The sequence below is a fragment of the Saccharopolyspora phatthalungensis genome (assembly GCF_014203395.1).
GTDB classification, from domain to species: domain Bacteria; phylum Actinomycetota; class Actinomycetes; order Mycobacteriales; family Pseudonocardiaceae; genus Saccharopolyspora; species Saccharopolyspora phatthalungensis.
This window is the reverse complement of sequence record NZ_JACHIW010000002.1, coordinates 1881489-1901338: the sequence shown is the minus strand read 5'-3', so window position 1 is coordinate 1901338 and position 19850 is coordinate 1881489. Positions and strand designations below refer to the sequence as shown.

Genomic DNA, 19850 nt, shown 5'->3' with positions numbered 1-19850 from the left:
GTACAAGCTGGCAGCGTGCAGGGCGGAATCCATTTTCACCGGGACACCGGCGCCCATGTCTTCCCACTGCATCAGCTGCCGGCCGACATCGCCGGATTCGTCAACCGTGAGACCAGCCTGAACCGGCTCAACGCCCTGCTGGAGCAGCATTTGGGTGACGACGGCACCAGCCGGACCGCGTCCACGCTCATGGCTGCGATCACCGGAGCCCCCGGGGTGGGCAAAACCGCGTTGGCACTGCATTGGGCGCACCGAATACGGCGTCGGTTTCCCGATGGTGACCTCTACCTCGATATGCGCAGTTACGGGTCGGGACCGGCGTTGTCGACCGAGCAGGCGCTGGACATCTTCCTCCGATCGTTCCGGGTGGATCCCGAGTCCATCCCCATCGACGTGGATGAACGCGCGGCCCTGTACCGGTCGGTTATCGGGACCAGACGGCTGCTCATCCTCGTCGACAACGTGGCATCGGTGAAGCAGATACGCTTCCTGCTGCCGGGTTCGAGTCGATGTCTGTTGATCGCGACCAGCCGTGGAATGCTGTCCAGCTTGGTAGCTCGGGAAGGGGCGACACGTTTGACTCTGGACGTTCTGCCTCCGGAGGATTCGGTTCGGCTGCTTGCCGAAATCGTCGGTGAGGACCGCATCGAGGCCGACAACGCAGCCGCCAACCGGATCGCCCAGCTGTGCAGCCATCTGCCACTCGCCTTGCGGGTCGTTGCCGAGCGCACGGCAGGCCGGCCCCACCTGTCCCTGGCCGAAGTGGCCGACGAGTTGGTCGACGAACAGCGTCGTCTCGACACCCTGGCCTCGGAAGAAGACGAGCTGACCGACGTCCGTGCCGTGTTCTCCTGGTCTTATCGAGCCCTCACCGCGGACCAGAGGCGGACTTTCCGGCTACTCGGCCTGCATCCGGGAGATGAGATCGGCAGTGCGGCCGCCGCCGCGCTCGTCGGTATCCCCGGCTCCACCGTCAAACGCCGGCTTCAGGAACTCGTCGACGTGCACCTGTTGCAGGAAGTCACCCGCGACCGGTTTCAGCTGCATTCCCTCCTGCGGGCCTACTCAATCGAGCGTTGCCAACGCGAGACGACACAACGAGAACGCACCCACGCCATCCGCCGAATGCAGAGCTGGTACCTGCACACGGCCGACCGCGCCCGGCAGTTCATCCTGCCCTACTCCCACGCCATACCACTCGTCGCGGTCGATGGCATACAGATTCCGCCGCTGGCCACCGTCGCGGAGTCGACCAACTGGTACGAACGAGAACACATCAACATCCTCGGCGTCCTGAGACAGGCCATGGACCTGGGACAGTACGACCTCGCATGGAAACTACCAGTGGTCGCAGACGGCTTCTTCGAGCTCCATTCCTACTGGCGTGAGTGGAAACAGATCCACGAAGACGGGCTCGCCGCGGCCCAAGCGATCGGAGACCGACTCGGCGAGGCATCGAATTTCCTCTGTCTCGGTGACGCCACTTGGCGACTCGGCCAGCACCACGAAGCACTCGAACACTACGAGCAGGCCCACACCATCGCACGCCAGATCGCGGATCACTGGCTTGAAGGCTTCGCCCTCAGAGGAACGGGCCTGATCCACGAGGAACTCGGCGACACCAGCCGCGCCACGGACTACTTCGAGCGCGCGCTGGCCGTCTTCCGCGCCAGCGGGATCGAGCGCGGCGAAGGCATGGCACTGCTCAGCATCGGCAAAGCACAGCGCAGCGGCGGCGAAATACGATCCGCAGTTGACTACTGTCGCGACGCCATCGAGATATTCGAGCGCATCGGCGACCAGTGGAGCATCGCCTGGGCCCGACTACCCCTGGGGCAGATTTACGACGAAATGGGACAATCCGACGAAGCGGAGGCCAGTCTTCGCGCAGCACTCCGGATTTTCGAGGAGTTCCGCGACCGGCGCAGCGAAGCGGGCACACTCGACCAGTTGGGCGGTGTTCTCAAACGCCGTGGTGACATCGAGCGATCGAGAGACTGCTGGACCAGAGCGCTGGAAATACTTGAAACTCTCGACGAAACCCACGCCGAGTCCGTCCGAACCAAGATTGCCGCACTCGCGATGTGACGGGGTCAGGCGGCGACATGCACGCCATCACCCTCCGTTCGACAAGATCAAGACGGTTCGCGCGAGCGCCATGCCATGGGAGGGGGCGGCGGCGTCCCGCCACGGTGCGAAACCGCCGCCCACCCTCCGTCCCAACCCTTGCTTGATCTATCGAAATTCGATAGATTCCCATCGTAGCTCGATGGAAGGATGGGGCATGGGAAAGCTGACAGTGGGTGCGCTGCGCGCCGTGCTCGTGGTGGTGCTCGCCGGCACCGTGTTCGTACAGGCATTGATGGTGTGGGCGTTGGCCACCGACCCGGAGGGCGGGTCGCTCCCGCTGACCCCGCTGCGCATGATCACGATCCTGGGCATGGTGTCGGTTCAGGTCGCCCTGGTCTGCGTATGGCGGCTGGTGACGATGGTGCGACGCGGAACCGTGTTCTCCCACGCGGCCTTCCGGTACGTGGACGTCGTGATCGGTGCGATCGTGGCGGCTGCCCTCGTGTGGTTCGCGGTCACGGTCCTCAATGCGCCGGGCCAGCGGGCCGACCCGGGCGTCACCGTCATCATGGGCGGGGTTGGCGTGGCCATCCTGGGGGTCGCGCTCATCGTGCTCGTGCTGCGGATGCTGCTCGCGCAGGCCGTCGCGCGCGACGTCGAAGCGGCGCAGATGCAGGCCGAGTTGGACGAGGTGATCTGATGCCGATCGCCGTCGACATCGACGTGATGCTGGCCAGGCGGAAGATGTCCGTGGGTGAGCTCGCGGACCGCGTAGGGATCACGCCCGCCAACCTGGCGGTACTCAAGAACGGCCGCGCCAAGGCGGTGCGCTTCGCGACGCTCGCCGCGCTCTGCGAGGTGCTCAAGTGCCAGCCGGGCGACCTGCTGCGCTGGGAGGCCGAGGACGCCGCAGGCGGATGACCTGCCCCAGGGCGGCCAATTCCTCACGGCGCGGCCCGGCCGCTCGCCGGCGGGCAGCCCGGCGGCCTCGGGCGGGACCCGGTCGCGCCAGCGGCGCACCGCAACGGTCCGCGGCCCCGGTCGTGGTCAACGTCAGCAGCGGACTGGCCTCGCTGACCCGGGTCAGCACCGCGGGCACCCCGGCTTACGCATACCCAGGAATGCCTATCCGGCATCGAAGACTGCGGTCAACATGATCACCGTGCAGTACGCGAAGGCGTTCCCGAATATGCGGATCAACGCCGTAGAGCCCGGTTACACCGCGACGGACCTCAACGATCACACGGGAACGCAGACCGTCGAGGAGGGCGCCGAGGTCATCGTCCGCATGGCGCGGGTGGGGCCAGGTGGCCCGACCGGAGGCTATTTCGACGCCGAAGGCTCCTTCCCCTGGTAACAGGAGGGCGCGGGGTGGCGGGGCCGCTGCGCGGCGAACCGCGCGCCGATCTGTCGCAAAGCTCGCCGAACACCGCAGTGGCGCCGTCTATCCGCCGTCTCTTGTGCACGTCGCGGACGGATAGTTCCGTAACCGCGCGAGCATGCCGGAGTGACGATGCCTATCCGGTAGCTGCTGATCCGGGCCAGCCCTTAAACTCCTGGTGTGGCTGTCGTGCTGTGGGGGACCTTGTGCATCGTCTACATCATCAACGGTCACTGGTTCACGGGCGCGCTTGCCCTCTTGGTGCTTCTGGCGTGCGTCATGCCGCCCCCGGTCGGCTCCCTGCCGCCCCAAAGCAGTGACCAGCCGGTGGACAGTCGCCCGGGGAAGTAACCCGCGCCGTCTTTATCGGTAATCCCGCTTCCCCGAAGGCGTTTGGTGCTCATGTGGCGTCGGCGTCGAATGGCGGTCGTTCGCCCGGGCGCAGCAGCTCACGTGGTCGTGGTGCGCTTTTCGTCGCGGGCTCGTTGGGCGCCGCAGCCTGGCGATCGTCAAGCAGGTAGTTGACGACCGCACGTCGCGGGTCGATTCCGCGCAGGGCGTTCAGCTGCTGGAGGGGCTCGCGCAGCTGCTCAAGTGGTTCTTGCACCTGGCGGAAGTCGTCACCGAGTTCGGCGCGGAACCGTTGCTGGGTGTCCGTGGCATACGCGCGAACCTCGCGCAGGGTGCGGCCTGCCCAGGCGGCAGCCTGCGGCAGCTTTTCCGGGCCGAGAATGAACAAGCCTGCGATGAGCAGGATGGCGAGGTGTTCCAGACTCACACCGACCATCTCCGTTCAAGCCACGCCGAGCAGCAGTGGAAACGTGCCTCGCTTGCGGCTCGACTGCGCTCGCCGGTCAGTTAACGCAGGGTACCTCGCCCGCGTTGATGGTGTCTCCGCTCGGTGGTGCGGGTGCTTGGCGGGCGGTGGCGTCCAGACGGACCGCGGGGGCGGGGGCGAGGTTCTGGGCGCCGGGCCCGCGGTAGTCCTTGCCCAACACGACCTGAATCCGCCCACTGCGCAACCTCGGATCCGGTTGCGCGGGGAGCCCGCCGAGGTGTTCGGCGATGAACCGGGCGGCCTCCTCGTCGCCAGGCGTGAACAGCACGCGGGAGGCAGGGGACTCGGTGACATTGCCGACGTTGCCGATCGGGACGTCTTCGGAGTTCAGCTCGTCTTGCACCCGGGACGCCAATCCACTGATACCCGCACCGTTGAGCACGTCTACGACGCTGGTGTCCAGGCTCTTCGGCCGGGGCGATTCGGCAGGCAGCCCCTCGTTGACCCGCTGGATCATCATCTGGACCTGGCGCGGGTTGACCTTGATCGCCTGACCGTCCTGCGGCGTGTCGTACTCGGGATCCTCAATCGGAATCGTGTCGAAGGTGATGTCGCCCCCAGCCAGGCCCTGCATCTCCCCGGCGAAGGCGAGCACGTCCCACCCCGCGTCGAGCACCACGGACTGCCTGACCGCATCGAACATGGCACCCAGCTTGGCCGGATTGGCCAGCGTCCCCGTGGACAGCATCGACCGCGCCAGACCGGCCATGAACGCCTGCTGCCGCTGAACCCGATCGAGGTCCCCACGCGGCAGTCCGTGCCGCTGCCGGACGAACGCCAGGGCATCCCCGGCGGAGATGCTCTGGCGTCCCGCCGGGAAGCGCGCACCCGAAAAAGGATCGTCAACGGCGGCATTCAGACACACCTCGACCCCGCCGATCGCCTGGGTGAGCTGGTAGAAACCCAACAGGTTCACCTCGGCGTAGTGGTCGATGTTCACCCCGGTGAGCTGCTCCACCGTGCGCACCAGCAACTTGCGGCCCGCATCCGAAGACCGGCGTTCCAATTCAACCGGATCGCGAACCCCTTGGCCCTGCAACTCCGCCCGGGCCTTGGCCTTGGCGCGCCCGTACGCAGAGTTGATCTTGTGCTCGCCGAAGCCATCCGGAATCGACACGTACGAATCACGCGGCAGCGAATACGCCACCGCGCGCGACCGGTCCTTCGGGATGTGCAACAAGATCAGCGTGTCGGTCAGACTGGAGCCGCTGTCACCGGTCCGCAGCTGCTGCAGGACCTCCGCCGGCAATGGATTGCCCTGCGCATCGGTGCGACTGTCCAGTCCGACCAGCAGGATGTCCACCGCGCCGTCCGGCCCGGCTCCGGAGGTCACGTCACTCGTCGACAACCCACCCTGAAGCCGGCCGACAGTGATCCACAAGTACCCGCTGAACACGAATGCCACCGCCGACGCCAACGCAACGAGGGCGCGGGCACCCGCCCGCCGCCGGCGACGACCTCGGACATGTGACGGCTTTGGCCGGACCGAAGCGGTGTACTCCGCGGCGCTCGCCCGGCGCGGAGGGCGGCGCCGCGCCGACGCCCGTCGAGGCGGTGCGGGATCATCATGGCGCGCCACCTGAACCTCCTCGGTCACCCAGATGAGTGTCATCGAAGCGCGAACCCCCACTCCTTGGGGAGCGTACCTACCACCGGCAGTCGTCAGGGTCGATCCTGGTCGCAGGTCCCGTGACAACACCCGGGTTCGGACGAATCGGTCTCACAACGCTTTCCGGGGAGTGCCGAGTGGACTTCGGTGGGTTGTTCTCGTCGTTGGCGCAGCTTCCGCTGCCGCTAGTCATCGCGGCGGCGGGAGCGCTGACGCTCGCCGAGTGCACCATCGGTCTCGGGCTGATCGTGCCCGGCGAGACCGGCCTGCTCATCGCGGCCTCCGCCATTACCAACCTCGGCGGTTTCGTGGCGATGGTCCTCGTCGTCACGGTATGCGCCACCACCGGCGACACCTTCGGCTACTGGCTGGGCCACCGCTACGGCCACCGCCTGCGGGAAACCCGTTTGATAGGACGGCTCGGCCGCCAGCACTGGGATCGCGCCGCCGATCAACTGCGCAAGCACGGCGCCGGCGCGGTGTTCGTCGGCCGTTTCCTACCCATGCTGCGCACCCTGACCCCCGCCGCCTCCGGGACATCACGGCTGCCGTTCCGGCGGTTCCTGCCCGCTTCGGCGTCCGGCGCACTCTGCTGGTCCACACTTCACGTCGGCATTGGCACCGGCGCCGGGGCCTCGGCCCGATACATCGAAGACGTACTCGGCCAGGCAAGCTGGATCGTGCTGCTGGCGGTGGTCGCCGTCGCTGTCGTGGTATTCGGATGGTGGAAGATCCGCGCACGCCGACGCGCCCGGCCGAACACCAGAAACGGGACGGCTACCCGGGCTTTCCCGATCGATTCGTAGTTCCCGGAAACGGCATCGTTTGCCGGTGGTGTCCGGCCTGTCTTCCAACGCCGTGGCATAGACCTTCGGCACCACGAGGACCATCGATCACCAAGCGCCTTGGGGGTGCGCAGACATCGTGACCAGACATGGATCGAATCCATTGCCACACCCGGCCTCGGCCGCCGGCACTTCGTCCGTCGGTATGGCAATGCCCCGGTTGCGGACGCCGCGATCGAAAGACTCTTCGGGAAGTTTCCGTTTGCCCGAATCGTCCGCGATCGGCAAATGCCGCGCGTGAAAGGAAAACCGGCACAAGTCGCACTTATCCGGCACATCGGCAAACCACATTCCATTGTGGATCGCCCCCATTCGGGTGCGCCGTCCGGGATGTTCATCTGATCTTCGCCTGTGCGTGGGGCCCCGGCATGCGCGGCTGGCAATACTTCCTCGAAGCCGCGGCGAAAAGCCGCCGGGCAGGGTCGAAGCGGCATCGGGGGCCTTCGACCGTGACGTCCTCCTTGAACGAACGGCTGGATCCGACATGTCGCATGGCCACGGTCACCACGAGCACAGTCACCACCATCACGAGCACGAGCCGGTCGAAGGGAGTTGGGCCGATCCGGCCGATGACCGACCGCTGTCCATCGCGCGGCGGCAGTTCCTCGCCGGACTGGGCCTGACCGCCGGAGCGATCGCGCTCGGCACGCCGTCCCCGTCCGCGAGCGCCGCGGGTGCCCCCGCCGAAGTAATGAACCCCTGGAGTGGCGCGCAGCGATGGCTGGCCGGTGATCATCACATCCACACCAAGTTCTCCCCGGACGCGCAGTACGAGGTCGCCACGCAGGTCGCCCACGCTCGCCAGTACGGGCTGGACTGGATGGTCATCACCGACCACGGCGGCGTGGCGCACGAGAAGTTCTCGATCGACCAGGTCTCGCCGGACATCGAGCGCGCCCGCCAGGCCAACCGGGACATCCTGGTCTATCAGGGGCTGGAGTGGAACATCCCCGGTGCCGAGCACGCCACCGTATTCCTGCCTCCAGGACGCAACACCGTCGACATCCTGCGCGCGTTCGAAGCGGGCTACGACGGCAACGTCCTGTCCACGCCGGCCGACAAGGGCGGTAAGGGCCTGATCGCCCGACCGACCTCGGCGGACGGGGAAGCCTACGCGCTCCAGGCGCTGGAGTTCCTGCAGCGGCAGGTGGCTTCCGGCCGCACCGAGATCGCGTTGATGTTCGCCAACCACCCCGCGCGGCGGGGCCTGGACAGCCCCCACGAAATCCGCGGCTGGCGCGACACGGCCCCGCAGGTCGCCGTCGGCATGGAAGGCGCGCCGGGCCACCAGGCCGCCGGAATCCCGGCCACCGCTGGCGGCGTCGGAGAAGCCCGCGGCTACTACGACAAGGCCCCCGACCCGGACAGCTTCCCCGGCTACCACCCCACCGCCGCGGAGAACCCGTACCGCACCTACGGCGGGTTCGACTGGATGACGGCCAAGGTCGGCGGCCTGTGGGACTCCCTGCTGGCCGAGGGCAAACCGTGGTGGATCACCTCCACCTCCGACAGCCACCAGGTCTTCACCGACACCTTCAAGCCCGGCACCCAGGACTACAACGCCACCGGCAGTCGCGGCACCCCGATCGACACCGGAACGCCCCAGAAGTACGGCGACTTCTGGCCAGGCTTCTACAGCCGCACCTTGGTCGGTGCGCGTTCGAGGTCGTATGTGGACGTCATGCAGGCGTTGCAGGCGGGCAAGATCATCGCCGTGCACGGGCGGCTCATTGATGGCTTGGACCTGCGGGTGCGGGCCCTCACTGAAGGCGACCGCCGCGGCGCAACCATCGGCGGCCATACGTTCGTCCGCCGAGGCAGCGACGTCGAGGTCACCATCGATGTCACCCCGGCCGGCGGAGCGAACTACCACGGGTTCGTACCGAAGCTGGCCAAGGTCGACCTCATCGCCGGCCCGGTCACCGGACCCGCCGGCGACCCCGACGCGCTCGCCGCGCCCGCGACCAAGGTCGTCAAGACCTTCGAGGTGCCCGGCAAGGCGCGAGGTGCGGTCCGCTTCACCCACGTCTTCAAGGGCGTCGACGGCCCGTTCTACCTGCGGTTGCGCGGCAGCGACGGCAACCGGCTCGCCGCCGACGGCGGGCCCGTGATGGACGTCTCCGGTGCCGCCGACCCGTGGTCGGACCTGTGGTTCTACGCCAACCCCGTCTTCATCGACACCCTGTGACCTGGGCGATGAGCAACGGCTACTGGATCGGTGTCGCCCCCAGCCGCGCGGCCGGGGGCGACACCCTCGCCCACGTCGACGCGCACATCCTGTCCGCCCTGGACCGCAGCGGGCTGGCGGCCGACCTGGTCTGCACCCACATCGACCACAGCGGCCCGATCGCCGCGATCACCGCCTCGGCGCGCCTGGACACCCCGCCCAGTGCGGACGCGCTCGATGCGCTCGCCCGCCACGTGGACGGCACCGCGGTCGGTATCGGCCCGAACCACGAACCAGTCACCGAGCCTCAGTCCGCATCCGAAGAAGCTGCGGTGCGGGCCGCGCTGGCAGCCCGCGCGGGGCTGGATGGGCGGTGTGTGCGGTTCCCTGGGCAACGATTGATCACCGACGTGCACCCGGCGGCCCGGATCATTGCCGATTCGGCCATCGAACAGGTGCTCGGCGTTGGCATCGAAGTCACGCCGGAGGTTCTCGTGGATACCCGCGGATTCCTCCGCCCGCAGTACCGGGACCACCAACTCGTCCTGCTCGTCGAACCGGCCGCGGGCGGGATGCTGCGGCCGGTCGAACTCGAAAACCCCCACCAGTGCTGCGGCGGGCACTAGCGAAGAAACGGACACGAACGGCACAACCTTCAAAAGGGCGTTCGGCGTTCAAGACCACGTTCGGCCTGACCAGGGCATGGGCGGGCATCCTGGACAGCGACCGAACTGAGTAGACTTTCCACACGGGAGAAACCAGGCCAGCTGATCTCGCCGGGCTGACAACACCGCAGCCACACACCACACGCCCGCCACCCGTGGCCCGGGTGGCCACGACAGCGAAGGGAACGATTCCCATGGGTTCGCTCAGTGCCTGGCACTGGCTGATCGTGCTCGCCGCGGTCGTGCTGCTGTTCGGCTCCACCAAGCTTCCGCAGATGGCCCGTTCCCTCGGCCAGTCCGCCCGCGTTTTCAAGGCGGAGGCGCGCGGCTTGAAGGCCGATGAGGAAGCGGCGCGCCTAGACAGGGCCGAGCGGGAGCAGAAGCGGGAGTCGGCCGCCGGTGACTCCGGTCCGCCGTCGGCCGCATCGCCGTCGCCGCTTGACGAGAAGCAGCGCAACGACCCCAGAACTGACTGACGACGGGAAAACGGTAGGGCTGTTCGGCGCTACCCGAACCCGTTTAAGACCGCCGTCGGGTGGGTGCGCAGGCACAACCCCGAGGGCACCATGGTGCTCGTCCTCACTCCCTTGTTCTGCGACTACGCCAATGCATCGAGTCGGCTGGTCAGTTTGTCTAGACGCTCTCGAGCCTGTACAGAGTTGACTGTGGCCATTGCCCGCCGGGCCGCTTCTGCCTGCTCTCGTGCATCCTCTACCCGGCCCTGAGCTAGACGGACCAGGCCGAGACGGACCATGACCGTGACCCTCCCCCGGCCCCTCTCTGGGCCGAAGCCCCGGAGGGCTTGCTGGCAGTACGAGGCAGCCTTTTCGTACTCCCCGATCGCTTTGTACGAGTCGCCCAGTATCGCGCACAGGTGCGGTTCCGACAGGAATCCGGCCCACGAAGGCAACCCGTCCGGGTAATCCTTGCCGATCAAGTCTTCAGCCATACCTAGCAGGTTCTTGGCTTCTCGAACCTCTCCCGCGTTGCCAAGGTGGAGGGCTCTCCCAGCCGCCACGTTGGCACGCTCCAACGGATGCACCCCGCTCTGTTGGGGGATCCCCGTAAGCATCGCAGCCGCGTCTCGCGGCATCGTCTCCATGAACGCGGCAACGTTCAGCCGAACATGTGCGGTAAGGGTCGGATCGTTTCCCTCGCTGCTTGTACGGATCGCCAACTCAGACAGACGCCGAGTCTGGTACTTAAGCCCGGAATCGTGGAATGACCACGCAACCCTGTCCGTGAGCGATGCCACGGCACTCGAAAGCGCCTTGCGGGTTTCGGATGTCATGGGCCGATCCAAGAGGCTTACGGCCCACCTCAGGGACTCCCCTGCGACGTTGGCTGCGACTTTGCCGCCGTACTGGAGATCCATCGCTGAGTGGTGCCGGGCGGCCTCCCGAATGGCCTCGACTTCGATCCTGCCAACTTGCCCGGCTTCCGCTGGGGCCACCAGCCCGTCAAGGAGTCGTGTCAACGGTTCGCCCGCCGCAGTTGCGGCGAGCGCTCTGAGGAGTGCTCTCCTGTCCATGTCGTCTGCCAGTCCTTCCACACCTAGAGCTCGTTCGTATGCCTTTATGTGGCTGGGGAGTACTGGTCGCTTTCCGGTCTCAAGCCTGGACAAGTGGGGAGCGTCGATACAGACGCGCAATGCCATCTCCCGGAGGCTGACCCCCGCGCCTATCCGCGCGGCTCTCAGTACGGCACCTATACCGGTCACGGGTTTCCCTAACCTATTGGCAACCCCTGGCAACACTTATCCACTTCCCAGGATAGCGACAGGCGATCAAGGTGGATACCGAGCGGGCCCGGTTCGCACAAAACCGGGGAACTGCATCCGACGGGGCAGCAGCAAACCGGTTTGTCTTCCCCCTCGACCGGGCCGGGTCCGCTCACCCAAATGGACGGCATTAGGTAGGTGTTGCTGTGGACAATGCGGCCCTGGATCAAATCTCCTGGGATCTCATCCGAGTCGCTTACCGGATCATCGGTGATCCGGCCGTTTCTCAGGATGATCTGAGCAAGCTAGCTGAGACTCTGACCGAGATAACCGAAAGGCTCCGAAAGCTAGAGCTGTGATGAGACCCGCTGTGAGCGCATGGTTCTCTGTGTCCGGGGAGTTGGACGACGGTTGTCAATGGTACCCGGGATTTTCCGTGCCCTGCGGCACCGTATCGGACCAGACGCACGCAAGGTGAAAATACACGGGCGAGTTTTCCTCTTCTCGCTATGCGGCTCCGCAGTTGTGGATAGGGAAGCTTCCCAGGATATCGAGCAGTGCCCGAAGTGTAAGCGGCATCCGTGAGCCGAAAAGGCCCCCGGCCAGCAGCTACCTACCGGGTCCGCCAAAGACTCTACCGCGCGTAGCGCGTAACGATGAATGTGGGTGTGAGTTGTCGATAGAAACGTTTAACCCCGATGAGCCTCTATCGTGGCCCTGCGCCGCTGATTGCTGCTCATTTGCTGACGAAGACCCTGATGTCTTGGGACAGCACGAGCGCGACGCGCACGGCCCCGCGTTCATGTCGGGATCATCTACCGTGATTTTGTCGAACGACCAATAGACGTGGGGAGATCTGTTGGGGTCGGTAAGCGACCAGACGGTTGGGCTTCATCCGCCTGAGGGCTGGCTGATCTTGGATATGGCCGGGCTCGATGTCGCCCGGTGCCTGCTCGCAGAGCGCGGAGTCCCGAACGAAGATGTTCGTCAGGCAGCCTCGACACTGCGGGACGGCGCGCCGTTTCCGGTCGAGTCCGGCCCGTAAGGCCAAGATGCTGGAAGAGCATCGAGAGTTGGAGCGGCGGCCGGAAACGCCTGCCGACTGGGGTGCTGGGATCGACCAGGCAGCTGAAGCAGTCGCAAACGCCGTGGTCGCTCTGCGCGATCGGGATCAACGCCTTGCCGGTGCTGCCCTGGTGCTCGGCGGCGTCGTAGTAGCACAACCACGGTGGGTCCGTGCCCGGATCGCTGTCCTGGAAGTGGGCGTCGGCGCGCTCAACATCTGCTTGGGCTTCGTCGTGCCTGCCGATCAGCGCGAGCAAGCGCGCTCGAAGGGTCCGCAGCATGGCTCGTGCGGTCGCGGTGAGCCGGTCGGCGCGGACTTGTGCCAGCTCGATCAGTGACAGTGCATCGTCGAGCTCGCCCAGGTAGGCGGCCTTACGTGCCATCTCCGCGAGGGTGTTCGCGCGCAACTGCCAGGATCCGCCTTCGTCGGCGCACCAGAGCGCGAACTCGAAGCAACGATCGGCCGCCGAGTATTTGGCGATGTCGAACGCGGAGTACGCCACCACGCTGGCAAGGTTGCCGACCGCCTCGGCCATAGCGTGATACACGTCCTTGCTCGCCCGAATCTCCAGGAGCTGACCTGCCCAGCGCAGCTGAGCTACCGCTGCGTCGCACGACAACCCGCCTCCGAAGAAGTTCTCGGACAGTGCGACGGCCCGCGTGGTCGCGCGAACGTGCTCCACCTCAGTCCACCCCAGGGCCTTGGGCAAGGGTGTATCGACCGTGGTGCTGGCCAGAAACTCCGTCGGGCTTGCACCGAGGTCGATACGACCGCAGTAATCCGGAACCGATCGCGTGGTTCTTTCCGCGCGGGTCGGCGTGGTGGTATTTCCGCGTCGGGTGGGATGGAACCCCAAATCCGCATCGGTGGCCGCGCCGAGTACCGCGCGGAATCCTGACCGATAGTGGGCGCTTGGCCAGCGGACGTCGCCTCGCTCGTAGCGTGCGATGGCGTGGGCGTCCAGCTCGTGCCGCTTGCCGGTGGTGTCCCAGAGGTAGCGGTTGACGGCTTCCGCCAGCTCGGCACGGCTCATCGGTTCTCCGGGAGCAATGCGGGAGGCGATGGCCTCCCGGCGCGCGGAGATTCGTGTTGGTCGCAGCCACAGTTACCCCCTTCGCCGCACGCTGCGGCGAGCCAGTGTACCGCCACTGATCATCTTCTGCGTCGCAGATTGTCCTGCCCTGTCCCTGAATGCCGCGCAGAGTGCACTCCTCCTCCGCATGTATCTGGTCGACAGTGGACGCATGGCCAGGACGGCGCAGACCTTGAAGCGCGCAACCAGCATCGACACGACGTCCTGCAGTGCTTCCAAGGGCAGTGTCTGAGGAGACGTGGTGGATGTGATCGCCGAGTTCAGCGAGGAATGCCGAGCGGATAACCGCTGCGCTGGAGGGACTCCGACCCCCACCCACACCCGACAAGGCCATACGGGCACTGGGAATCGAAGAAGACGATCACGCCAGCTATGTAGGGGACCGGCCGAACCGGGGGACGGGTCCCGCCGCTGCACCCCGAAGGTGTCGGCTGGGCACAGCGGAGACCCGGGATTGGGACAAGCCGAGCAGGTCGGCGAGCTGGAGTTGCGACAGACCTGTCTGCTGCCGCACGGCGGCGAATACCGCACCGAAGTCGTAGTTTGCCAACGCGGCGCGCAGGTCCGCGTCCTCGTAAAAGCCCTCCGGGATCGGCTTGCGGAACCCGGCGGCGCGGGCGCAGGGTCCGCACAACGAGTCATTCACGCCGACACGCAGCACAGGCCGCAGCGCCAGCAGCGTTGTCCCGGACCATTCATTGCTTGCCTTCCATCAACGGACGGGTGCTCGTCCGGGGCCAGAGCGTAAACCCCGCTCGGTACCAGTCGGTCGTGTCGAGCCCGGCACTGTCAAGCCCCAACGGGGCTAGCACCACTGGGGATCGGAATGGTCGGAGCGGACCACGATGGTGATTGACGTGGCCACGCCACTATCGACGACAGATCAGGACGCACCTGGGTCGATCCTCGCTGGTCCACCCCGCTGTGCGGCGGGCCGGACTCGTCGATGACGGCGGCGGCCGACGCAAGCCCCCGGGGGTCCGACTCGGACCCCCGACCCGGGTCGGACCACCGGGTTCCCACCGCCGCGCCGTCAGCCGGGCGCCCAGCGCTGACCTTCCCCACCGGAAGCTGGAGAACGAGGCCGAGCCGATCATCGAGCTCCGCGACCCGCGCGTGCTGGCCGTGCCGCTGGAACCGGTGCCAGCAAGCGACATCCGCCTCAACGACCTTGGTGCTTCCCGACCTCGGGGAGCTTTCCCCCCGTGATCGGCGTCTGGCCGTGCTCGGATCGGTACGCGCGCCTGCTGTACGTGTGCACCGACAACGGCGACTGGGCACACCGCTGCGCGGACAGCCCGCTGCTGCGCGCCAACATCCGCTCCCCGACCCGTCCCGGTCACCTGGCGCGCTGGACGGGACCACAACAGGGTCCTGCCCAGAAGTCCTTGCCCTGCAACGCTTTCACTGCCAGGTCAATGAAGATCCACCTATCAAACAACGGGAGGTTCATGATGTCCGCAGCCCTCACCACCAAGTCCCCGGCCACGAGCCCGGCCGCCGCCACCCCTGCCACCGAGGACCCGTTCGCCCTGGACCTTCAGGTCATCACCGGTGTCGCGGCGGGTCATCCGCTCGCCGCCGGCAAGGGCGGCACCGACGACGGTTGTGACCCGACCTGCGCGTCGGCGTGCATCAGCGACGGGATGCCAGCGCCATCGCCCACCTACTGGCACAAGGAGCGACGTGACCACAGAGTGGAAAGACCGAGCCGCAGCCCTGGCGGACACACTGATTGACCAGGACAAGCTGTTCTCGCCGGAGTGGATCGCCGCCGTGCGGGAAACACCCCGGCACGTGCTCGTCCCCCAATTCTACGAACAAGAGCCAGGCACCGGTGAGTGGCGCGAAGTCACCAGCTCCGGCGACGGGCTACAGCGCATCTATTCGAACACCGGGCTATTCACCAAAATCGGTCCTGATCCCTTGTGGGGTTACACGGTCGGGCTGTCCTCGACCAGCACCCCGGGGTTGATGACCCGGATGCTGGAGGCACTGGATGTCCACGATGGACACCGTGTGTTGGGGATCGGCACTGGGACCGGTTACAACGCGGCGCTGTTGTGCCATCGGCTCGGTGAGCAGCATGTTGTCAGCGTGGATGTCGAAGCCGATCTGGTCGAGTTGGCTCGCGGCCGGCTTGCCGAACTCGGCTACCGGCCCACGCTGGCGGCCGTCGACGGTGCAGGCGGCTTCCCCGACGCGGCGCCATATGACCGGACGATCGCCACCTGCGCCGTGCCCAGAGTGCCCTGGGCCTGGATCGACCAGGTTCGCGACAGCGGCCTGGTGCTCGTCGACGTCAAGCGGGCCATCAGCGCGGGAAACCTTGTCCTACTCCGTCGCAACGGCGACTACGCCGAGGGGCGGTTCGACTCCAGCTGGGGCAGCTTCATGCCCCTGCGCACCAGGGACACCCAGCACGTCCAGCCGCCCGACCGCGACCGGACCAGCACGAAGCCCCGGACCAGTAGCATCGGTTACCTCCGCCCGTGGGAGAACACCGTCGCCTGGTTCCTCGCAGCGCTGACCATGCCCCAGAACGTCGTATTCGGGTTCACGCCTGATCCCGACACCGGCCAGCCCGGCGACGTCTTCCTCTACGCCCCAGACGGCTCCTGGGCCGAGATCGCCAACCAACCCGAGGACGGCCACTTCCTCGTCTGGGAAGGCGGACCGCACCGCTTGTGGAGCCACGTCGAACAGGCACGCACCCTCTACAAGCAAGCCGGGCAACCCGGCTGGGGCAGGCTCGGGCTGTCCGCGACCCCGCAGCGGCAATGGATTTGGATTGATGACCCCCGGGGGACGCTGACCTGGGAAATCTAGGCCCGTTGGCTTAGGAGGTCGCCCCGTCCAGCGTCGGCCGTCGCGGCTCTGTTCCTCGACGCTTCTCCGGGCACACCCCCGAAGATGATGGCTTCGCCGCCATTTCTTGCCCAGACGCAGAGACTTACCACGACGCCTCCACAGGTCCACGGAAGTGAACGTGACATGGCTGAGCAGCACGACAACCACGATGGCCACGTCGAGATCATCTTCACTCAGGACCGCCGGAGCTATTACCCGGTCATCCAACGTCAAAACTGTCCGACGACACTGATGTTGTCGACCGTATCGAACAAGTCCTGTAGTGCTGGCAGGCCCGGGCAGGCGGCTTTCGCGCGCTGACGGTTGGCTTACCGGCTGCTAGCGGCTGTGGTGACCGCAGTGCGGATGTGCTCGCGGAGGTCGGCGACCTCGGATTTGCCGCTGTGCGGTGCGGCGACGGTGTCCAGGACGCGCAGCCGGGCGTAGCCGCGGGTGGAGGACAGTCCGGTGATCGTCTTCACCGCGTCGTACCCGGTAGTCACCGCGGCGTCGATGTCACCGGCCTGGAACTGCGCCGAGGCCAGCGGAGGCAGGGTCACGGCGCGGGTGCGTTCGTATTCCGCGCCGTACGTGGTGGTTGCGCTGGTCAGTTTTTCGATGGCTTGGGGCGCGAACTCCGGGCGGGACAGCGATAGCAGGTACAGGGAGTAGCCCTGTTGGCCGTTGATCTCGGCGTTGGTGACGAACTTTGTCCACGGCGATGTGGTGGCCGGATCGGCGGCGGCGTAGGTCTCTTGGGCTTGTCCGATGGCGCGGCGGGTGGGCTCGGGCTCGCCGAGCGCGGCGCGGCACCAGCCAAGGACGGAGAAAGTGTGGCCCTGTGTGATCGTGCTGACCGGGTGTTTGCGGTTGGCGGCGGTCGCCGAGGCGAGCTGCACCAGGCGCAGTGCTTCATCTGCGCGTTCGAGGTGCAGTGCTTGGTGTGCCATATCCAAGAGCACGTGGACTGCCAGGTCGGTGGCGCGGGGATGATCGTCGGCGCGGCGGGCAGTGTCCAGGGCGTAGGTCCAGAATCGGCGGGCAACGTCATGATCGTCGACATCATAGGCATTCCACGCGGCAATGCGCGCCAGGTCGGCGATGGCCACCAGCAGTCGGGTGCGGGTCTCCGGCGAGGCGAGGGCGTCCTCCAACTGGCGCACCTGGTGCAGTTGTGTGACGGCTGCGGCGCGGCATAGCCCACCGCCGTAGGCAAAGGCTGAGCGGCTGAACCCTTCGGTGACCGCCTCGACGGCGTCGACATCCGCCGCGCCGATCCGGGGCCGGGTTACCGGCTCGACTTGGCCGGGCAGCAACGTGCCTAGCCGGGCGAGTTCGGGATTGAGGCTGGATCCCACCGTGGCGGCCGTGACCAGGGAGAGAAAGTCCCTGCGTTCCAACCAACTCACCTCCTTGGCATTCACGTTATCAGTCATGTCGGTTTGGTTGGTGGGAAATCCGAGCAAGGAGGCCGGGATACGCAGGACCGTGGCCAGCCGGGTGACGATCCTGACGTGGGTCAACCGCCGCTTGCCCCGCTCGACAGCGGAGACCCGGGATTGGGACAAGCCGAGCAGATCGGCGAGCTGGAGTTGCGACAGGCCTGTCTGCCGCCGCACGGCGGCGAAAACCGCACCGAAGTCGTAGTTTGCCAACGCGGCGCGTAGGTCCGCTGCCGCGTAAAAATTCTCCGGGATCGGCTTGCGGAACCCGGCGGCGCGGGCGCAGGGTCCGCACAACGAGTCATTCACGCCGACACACAGCACAGTGTCGCAGCACCGGCAGCGTTGTCCCGGACCATTCATTGTTTGCCTTCCATCAACGGACGGGTGCTCGTCCGGGGTCATGGCGTTACGCCCATTCAGTCGAGGTGTGCCGTGCACCACCACAGCATTCGATCATAGTCAGTCGCGTCGGCTACCGCGCTGTCAAGCCCCATTGGGGCTAGCAACGTTGGGGATTGGAGACGTCGGTGCGGATGTGGACGCTGAACGGCATGGCACTGCCAACGTCGCCGCCGCTGTGGAAGACCGAGCACGACGGGAGCACGAAGACGACAACGACGAGATCCTGCCGACGATCTTTCTCGGCCAGGTCGCTGACTGGTACGTCGAGGGATGGCGTCGGCGACAGACCGAGCCGAATGCCTTCGAAGAGGCCGAGCGCTTCGCGGCCCGACTGGCAGCGTGCTACCCCAACGGTGAGCGCTGCCGAGCAGAACATGATCGCGGTCGGGTTCCTTGAGTCGCTCCCGAAACCGCCGCCTCCGGGATGTGGCGACTTCAATGGAAATCAGCGCGTCGTTTTCCCCTGAAATCGCCCGTGGAGGGCGCGGTCGGGTTGGCCGAAGCGTTCGGCGGCGAGGGTGGCTTGGTGCCAGTGGGGGTAGATCAGGTCGGGGGTACTGATGGTGTCGAGGGCGGCGAATTCATCCTCGGCCAGTACGACCTCTGCCGCGCCGAGGTTGTCCCGCAACTGGGCTTGGGTGCGGGCACCGATCAGCACCGAGGCGACGCCGGGTTTCTTCAGCAGGTAGGCCAGGGCGATCTGTGCGGGCGACGCACCGTGACCGTCGGCGATGCCGACGAGGGTTTCTATCGTGTCGTAGAGCTTGTTCATGTCGCGCACCGGTGGTTCGTCCCAGCGTTCGTCGACATGGCGGGTTCCGGTGGGTGCGTCGGCGTCGCGCCGGTATTTGCCGGTCAGCAGTCCACCCGCGAGCGGACTCCAGACGAGAATTCCCAGGCCTTGGTCCAAGGACAACGGGACCAGTTCGTACTCGGCGTCCCGGGACTCCAGCGAGTAGTAGATCTGATTGCTGACGAAACGCTGGTATCCACGGGCGTCGGAAACGGCTAGGGCCTTCATCAGTTGCCAGCCCGCGTAATTCGACACCCCGAGGTAGCGGACTTTGCCCGAACGGACCAGGGTGTCCAGCGTTTCGAGGGTTTCTTCCAGCGGCGTCTGCCCGTCCCACTGGTGCACGTGGTAGATGTCGACGTGGTCGGTGCCGAGGCGGCGTAGGCTGGCTTCCAGCTGCCCGATGATGTGGTGGCGGGAAAGGCCGCCGTCGTTGGGACCGGGGCCGACGACCATGCGGACCTTGGTGGACAGCAGGATTTCATCGCGTCGACCGGCAATCGCTTTGCCCAGAAGGTCCTCGGCGGCACCGGCCGAATACGCGTTGGCCGTGTCGAAGAGGTTGACGCCGGCGTCGATCGCCATTCGTACCTGTCGCGCGGCCTCGTCCGCATCGGTTCTACCTACGATCTCCAGAATTCCATTGCCCGCGAAGGTCATGGTGCCCATCGCCAGTGTCGACACCCGCAAACCCGAACGGCCGAGTTGCCGGTACTCCATGTTCAGCCTCCCGCGAGCACGGCGGTCACGATCATCCGGTGGGCACTGTTACACGAGTCCTGGTTGGAATGGCGCGACATTGTCGGAGTTCACCGAGATATACCAGTTGGTGCCCTACCGGTTCCACCCTGATGGCCCTAGGCCGTCGCGGAGATGTCCAGCATGATCATCGAGGCGCTGATCTCG

At 66.2% G+C, this 19850-nt stretch carries 19 protein-coding genes; 12 read left to right on the top strand and 7 right to left on the bottom strand.

Features of this window, described 5'->3' with window-relative positions:
- Nucleotides 1-15: 15 nt before the first annotated feature.
- The 4 genes from BJ970_RS34525 (at nt 16) to BJ970_RS38575 (ending at nt 3427) form a co-directional block, all read left to right on the top strand.
- Nucleotides 16-2088 carry an ATP-binding protein gene (locus BJ970_RS34525; protein WP_221468392.1) on the top strand — a complete coding sequence of 691 codons (2073 nt, stop codon included), beginning with the start codon at nt 16-18 and terminating at the stop codon, nt 2086-2088.
- A 196-nt stretch (nt 2089-2284) separates the two neighbouring features.
- Nucleotides 2285-2770, top strand: a complete 486-nt coding sequence (locus BJ970_RS34520) for a DUF2975 domain-containing protein (protein WP_184732000.1) — start codon at nt 2285-2287, stop codon at nt 2768-2770.
- Nucleotides 2770-2991 (top strand): helix-turn-helix domain-containing protein, encoded by a 222-nt coding sequence (locus BJ970_RS34515; protein WP_010981499.1) that lies wholly within the window; start codon nt 2770-2772, stop codon nt 2989-2991. Before BJ970_RS34520 ends, BJ970_RS34515 begins: the two co-directional genes overlap by 1 nt.
- A gap of 232 nt (nt 2992-3223) precedes the next feature.
- Nucleotides 3224-3427 carry a Rossmann-fold NAD(P)-binding domain-containing protein gene (locus BJ970_RS38575; protein WP_246471952.1) on the top strand — a complete coding sequence of 68 codons (204 nt, stop codon included), beginning with the start codon at nt 3224-3226 and terminating at the stop codon, nt 3425-3427.
- A gap of 424 nt (nt 3428-3851) precedes the next feature.
- Here BJ970_RS38575 and BJ970_RS34505 read toward each other — a convergent pair whose 3' ends face one another.
- Both BJ970_RS34505 and BJ970_RS34500 read right to left on the bottom strand, forming a co-directional pair.
- On the bottom strand, nt 3852-4238 hold the full coding sequence (locus BJ970_RS34505; protein ID WP_184731998.1) for a twin-arginine translocase TatA/TatE family subunit: 387 nt from the start codon (nt 4236-4238) through the stop codon (nt 3852-3854).
- Nucleotides 4239-4305: 67 nt separating this feature from the next.
- Nucleotides 4306-5886, bottom strand: a complete 1581-nt coding sequence (locus BJ970_RS34500) for an LCP family protein (RefSeq protein WP_312864606.1) — start codon at nt 5884-5886, stop codon at nt 4306-4308.
- Between the two features lie 149 nt (nt 5887-6035).
- Between BJ970_RS34500 and BJ970_RS34495 the strand changes: the two genes are divergently transcribed.
- From BJ970_RS34495 to tatA, 4 genes are all read left to right on the top strand, one after another.
- Nucleotides 6036-6704: a DedA family protein gene (locus BJ970_RS34495; protein WP_184731994.1), complete on the top strand. Its 669-nt coding sequence runs from the start codon at nt 6036-6038 to the stop codon at nt 6702-6704.
- A 523-nt stretch (nt 6705-7227) separates the two neighbouring features.
- The gene (locus tag BJ970_RS34490; protein ID WP_184731992.1) at nt 7228-8931 is read left to right on the top strand and encodes a PHP domain-containing protein; all 1704 of its coding nucleotides are present in this window, start codon (nt 7228-7230) and stop codon (nt 8929-8931) included.
- Nucleotides 8928-9536 (top strand): hypothetical protein, encoded by a 609-nt coding sequence (locus tag BJ970_RS34485; protein ID WP_184731990.1) that lies wholly within the window; start codon nt 8928-8930, stop codon nt 9534-9536. The genes BJ970_RS34490 and BJ970_RS34485 overlap by 4 nt, the downstream gene beginning before the upstream one ends.
- A gap of 233 nt (nt 9537-9769) precedes the next feature.
- Nucleotides 9770-10051 carry a Sec-independent protein translocase subunit TatA gene (tatA, locus tag BJ970_RS34480; RefSeq protein ID WP_184731988.1) on the top strand — a complete coding sequence of 94 codons (282 nt, stop codon included), beginning with the start codon at nt 9770-9772 and terminating at the stop codon, nt 10049-10051.
- A gap of 122 nt (nt 10052-10173) precedes the next feature.
- On the opposite strand, the gene BJ970_RS34475 is transcribed toward tatA, so the two are convergent.
- The 3 genes from BJ970_RS34475 to BJ970_RS34465 form a co-directional block, all read right to left on the bottom strand.
- Nucleotides 10174-11295: an NsdA family TPR-like regulatory protein gene (locus tag BJ970_RS34475; protein ID WP_184731986.1), complete on the bottom strand. Its 1122-nt coding sequence runs from the start codon at nt 11293-11295 to the stop codon at nt 10174-10176.
- Nucleotides 11296-12110: 815 nt separating this feature from the next.
- On the bottom strand, nt 12111-13394 hold the full coding sequence (locus tag BJ970_RS38570; RefSeq protein WP_246471950.1) for a tetratricopeptide repeat protein: 1284 nt from the start codon (nt 13392-13394) through the stop codon (nt 12111-12113).
- A gap of 430 nt (nt 13395-13824) precedes the next feature.
- Nucleotides 13825-14100, bottom strand: a complete 276-nt coding sequence (locus BJ970_RS34465; protein WP_184731984.1) for a helix-turn-helix domain-containing protein — start codon at nt 14098-14100, stop codon at nt 13825-13827.
- Between the two features lie 559 nt (nt 14101-14659).
- On the opposite strand from BJ970_RS34465, the gene BJ970_RS39780 reads away from it, so the two are divergent.
- The 3 genes from BJ970_RS39780 to BJ970_RS34450 all read left to right on the top strand — a co-directional run bounded on the left by BJ970_RS39780 (nt 14660) and on the right by BJ970_RS34450 (nt 16625).
- Nucleotides 14660-15193: an FxLD family lanthipeptide gene (locus tag BJ970_RS39780; RefSeq protein WP_221468391.1), complete on the top strand. Its 534-nt coding sequence runs from the start codon at nt 14660-14662 to the stop codon at nt 15191-15193.
- The gene (locus BJ970_RS34455; RefSeq protein ID WP_312864605.1) at nt 15141-16283 is read left to right on the top strand and encodes a methyltransferase domain-containing protein; all 1143 of its coding nucleotides are present in this window, start codon (nt 15141-15143) and stop codon (nt 16281-16283) included. The genes BJ970_RS39780 and BJ970_RS34455 overlap by 53 nt, the downstream gene beginning before the upstream one ends.
- A 165-nt stretch (nt 16284-16448) precedes the next feature.
- Complete coding sequence (locus BJ970_RS34450; RefSeq protein WP_184731982.1) at nt 16449-16625, top strand: hypothetical protein; 177 nt, start codon at nt 16449-16451, stop codon at nt 16623-16625.
- 8 nt (nt 16626-16633) lie between these two features.
- On the opposite strand, the gene BJ970_RS34445 is transcribed toward BJ970_RS34450, so the two are convergent.
- Nucleotides 16634-18055 (bottom strand): helix-turn-helix domain-containing protein, encoded by a 1422-nt coding sequence (locus BJ970_RS34445; protein WP_221468390.1) that lies wholly within the window; start codon nt 18053-18055, stop codon nt 16634-16636.
- A gap of 229 nt (nt 18056-18284) precedes the next feature.
- Between BJ970_RS34445 and BJ970_RS34440 the strand changes: the two genes are divergently transcribed.
- Nucleotides 18285-18548, top strand: a complete 264-nt coding sequence (locus tag BJ970_RS34440; RefSeq protein ID WP_184731978.1) for a hypothetical protein — start codon at nt 18285-18287, stop codon at nt 18546-18548.
- A gap of 48 nt (nt 18549-18596) precedes the next feature.
- Here BJ970_RS34440 and BJ970_RS34435 read toward each other — a convergent pair whose 3' ends face one another.
- Nucleotides 18597-19664, bottom strand: coding sequence for an aldo/keto reductase (locus tag BJ970_RS34435; RefSeq protein ID WP_184731976.1), 1068 nt, complete (start codon nt 19662-19664; stop codon nt 18597-18599).
- Nucleotides 19665-19850: the final 186 nt, after the last annotated feature.

Excerpts from the sequence above, each read along its gene's own strand:
- BJ970_RS34520 (WP_184732000.1), top strand. The coding sequence starts at position 2,285 with ATGGGAAAGCTGACAGTGGGTGCGCTGCGCGCCGTGCTCGTGGTGGTG.
- BJ970_RS34515 (WP_010981499.1), top strand. The coding sequence starts at position 2,770 with ATGCCGATCGCCGTCGACATCGACGTGATGCTGGCCAGGCGGAAGATG.
- BJ970_RS38575 (WP_246471952.1), top strand. The coding sequence starts at position 3,224 with ATGATCACCGTGCAGTACGCGAAGGCGTTCCCGAATATGCGGATCAAC.
- BJ970_RS34505 (WP_184731998.1), bottom strand. The coding sequence starts at position 4,238 with ATGGTCGGTGTGAGTCTGGAACACCTCGCCATCCTGCTCATCGCAGGC.
- BJ970_RS34490 (WP_184731992.1), top strand. The coding sequence starts at position 7,228 with ATGTCGCATGGCCACGGTCACCACGAGCACAGTCACCACCATCACGAG.
- tatA (WP_184731988.1), top strand. The coding sequence starts at position 9,770 with ATGGGTTCGCTCAGTGCCTGGCACTGGCTGATCGTGCTCGCCGCGGTC.
- BJ970_RS38570 (WP_246471950.1), bottom strand. The coding sequence starts at position 13,394 with ATGAGCCGTGCCGAGCTGGCGGAAGCCGTCAACCGCTACCTCTGGGAC.
- BJ970_RS34450 (WP_184731982.1), top strand. The coding sequence starts at position 16,449 with ATGGCTGAGCAGCACGACAACCACGATGGCCACGTCGAGATCATCTTC.
- BJ970_RS34435 (WP_184731976.1), bottom strand. The coding sequence starts at position 19,664 with ATGGAGTACCGGCAACTCGGCCGTTCGGGTTTGCGGGTGTCGACACTG.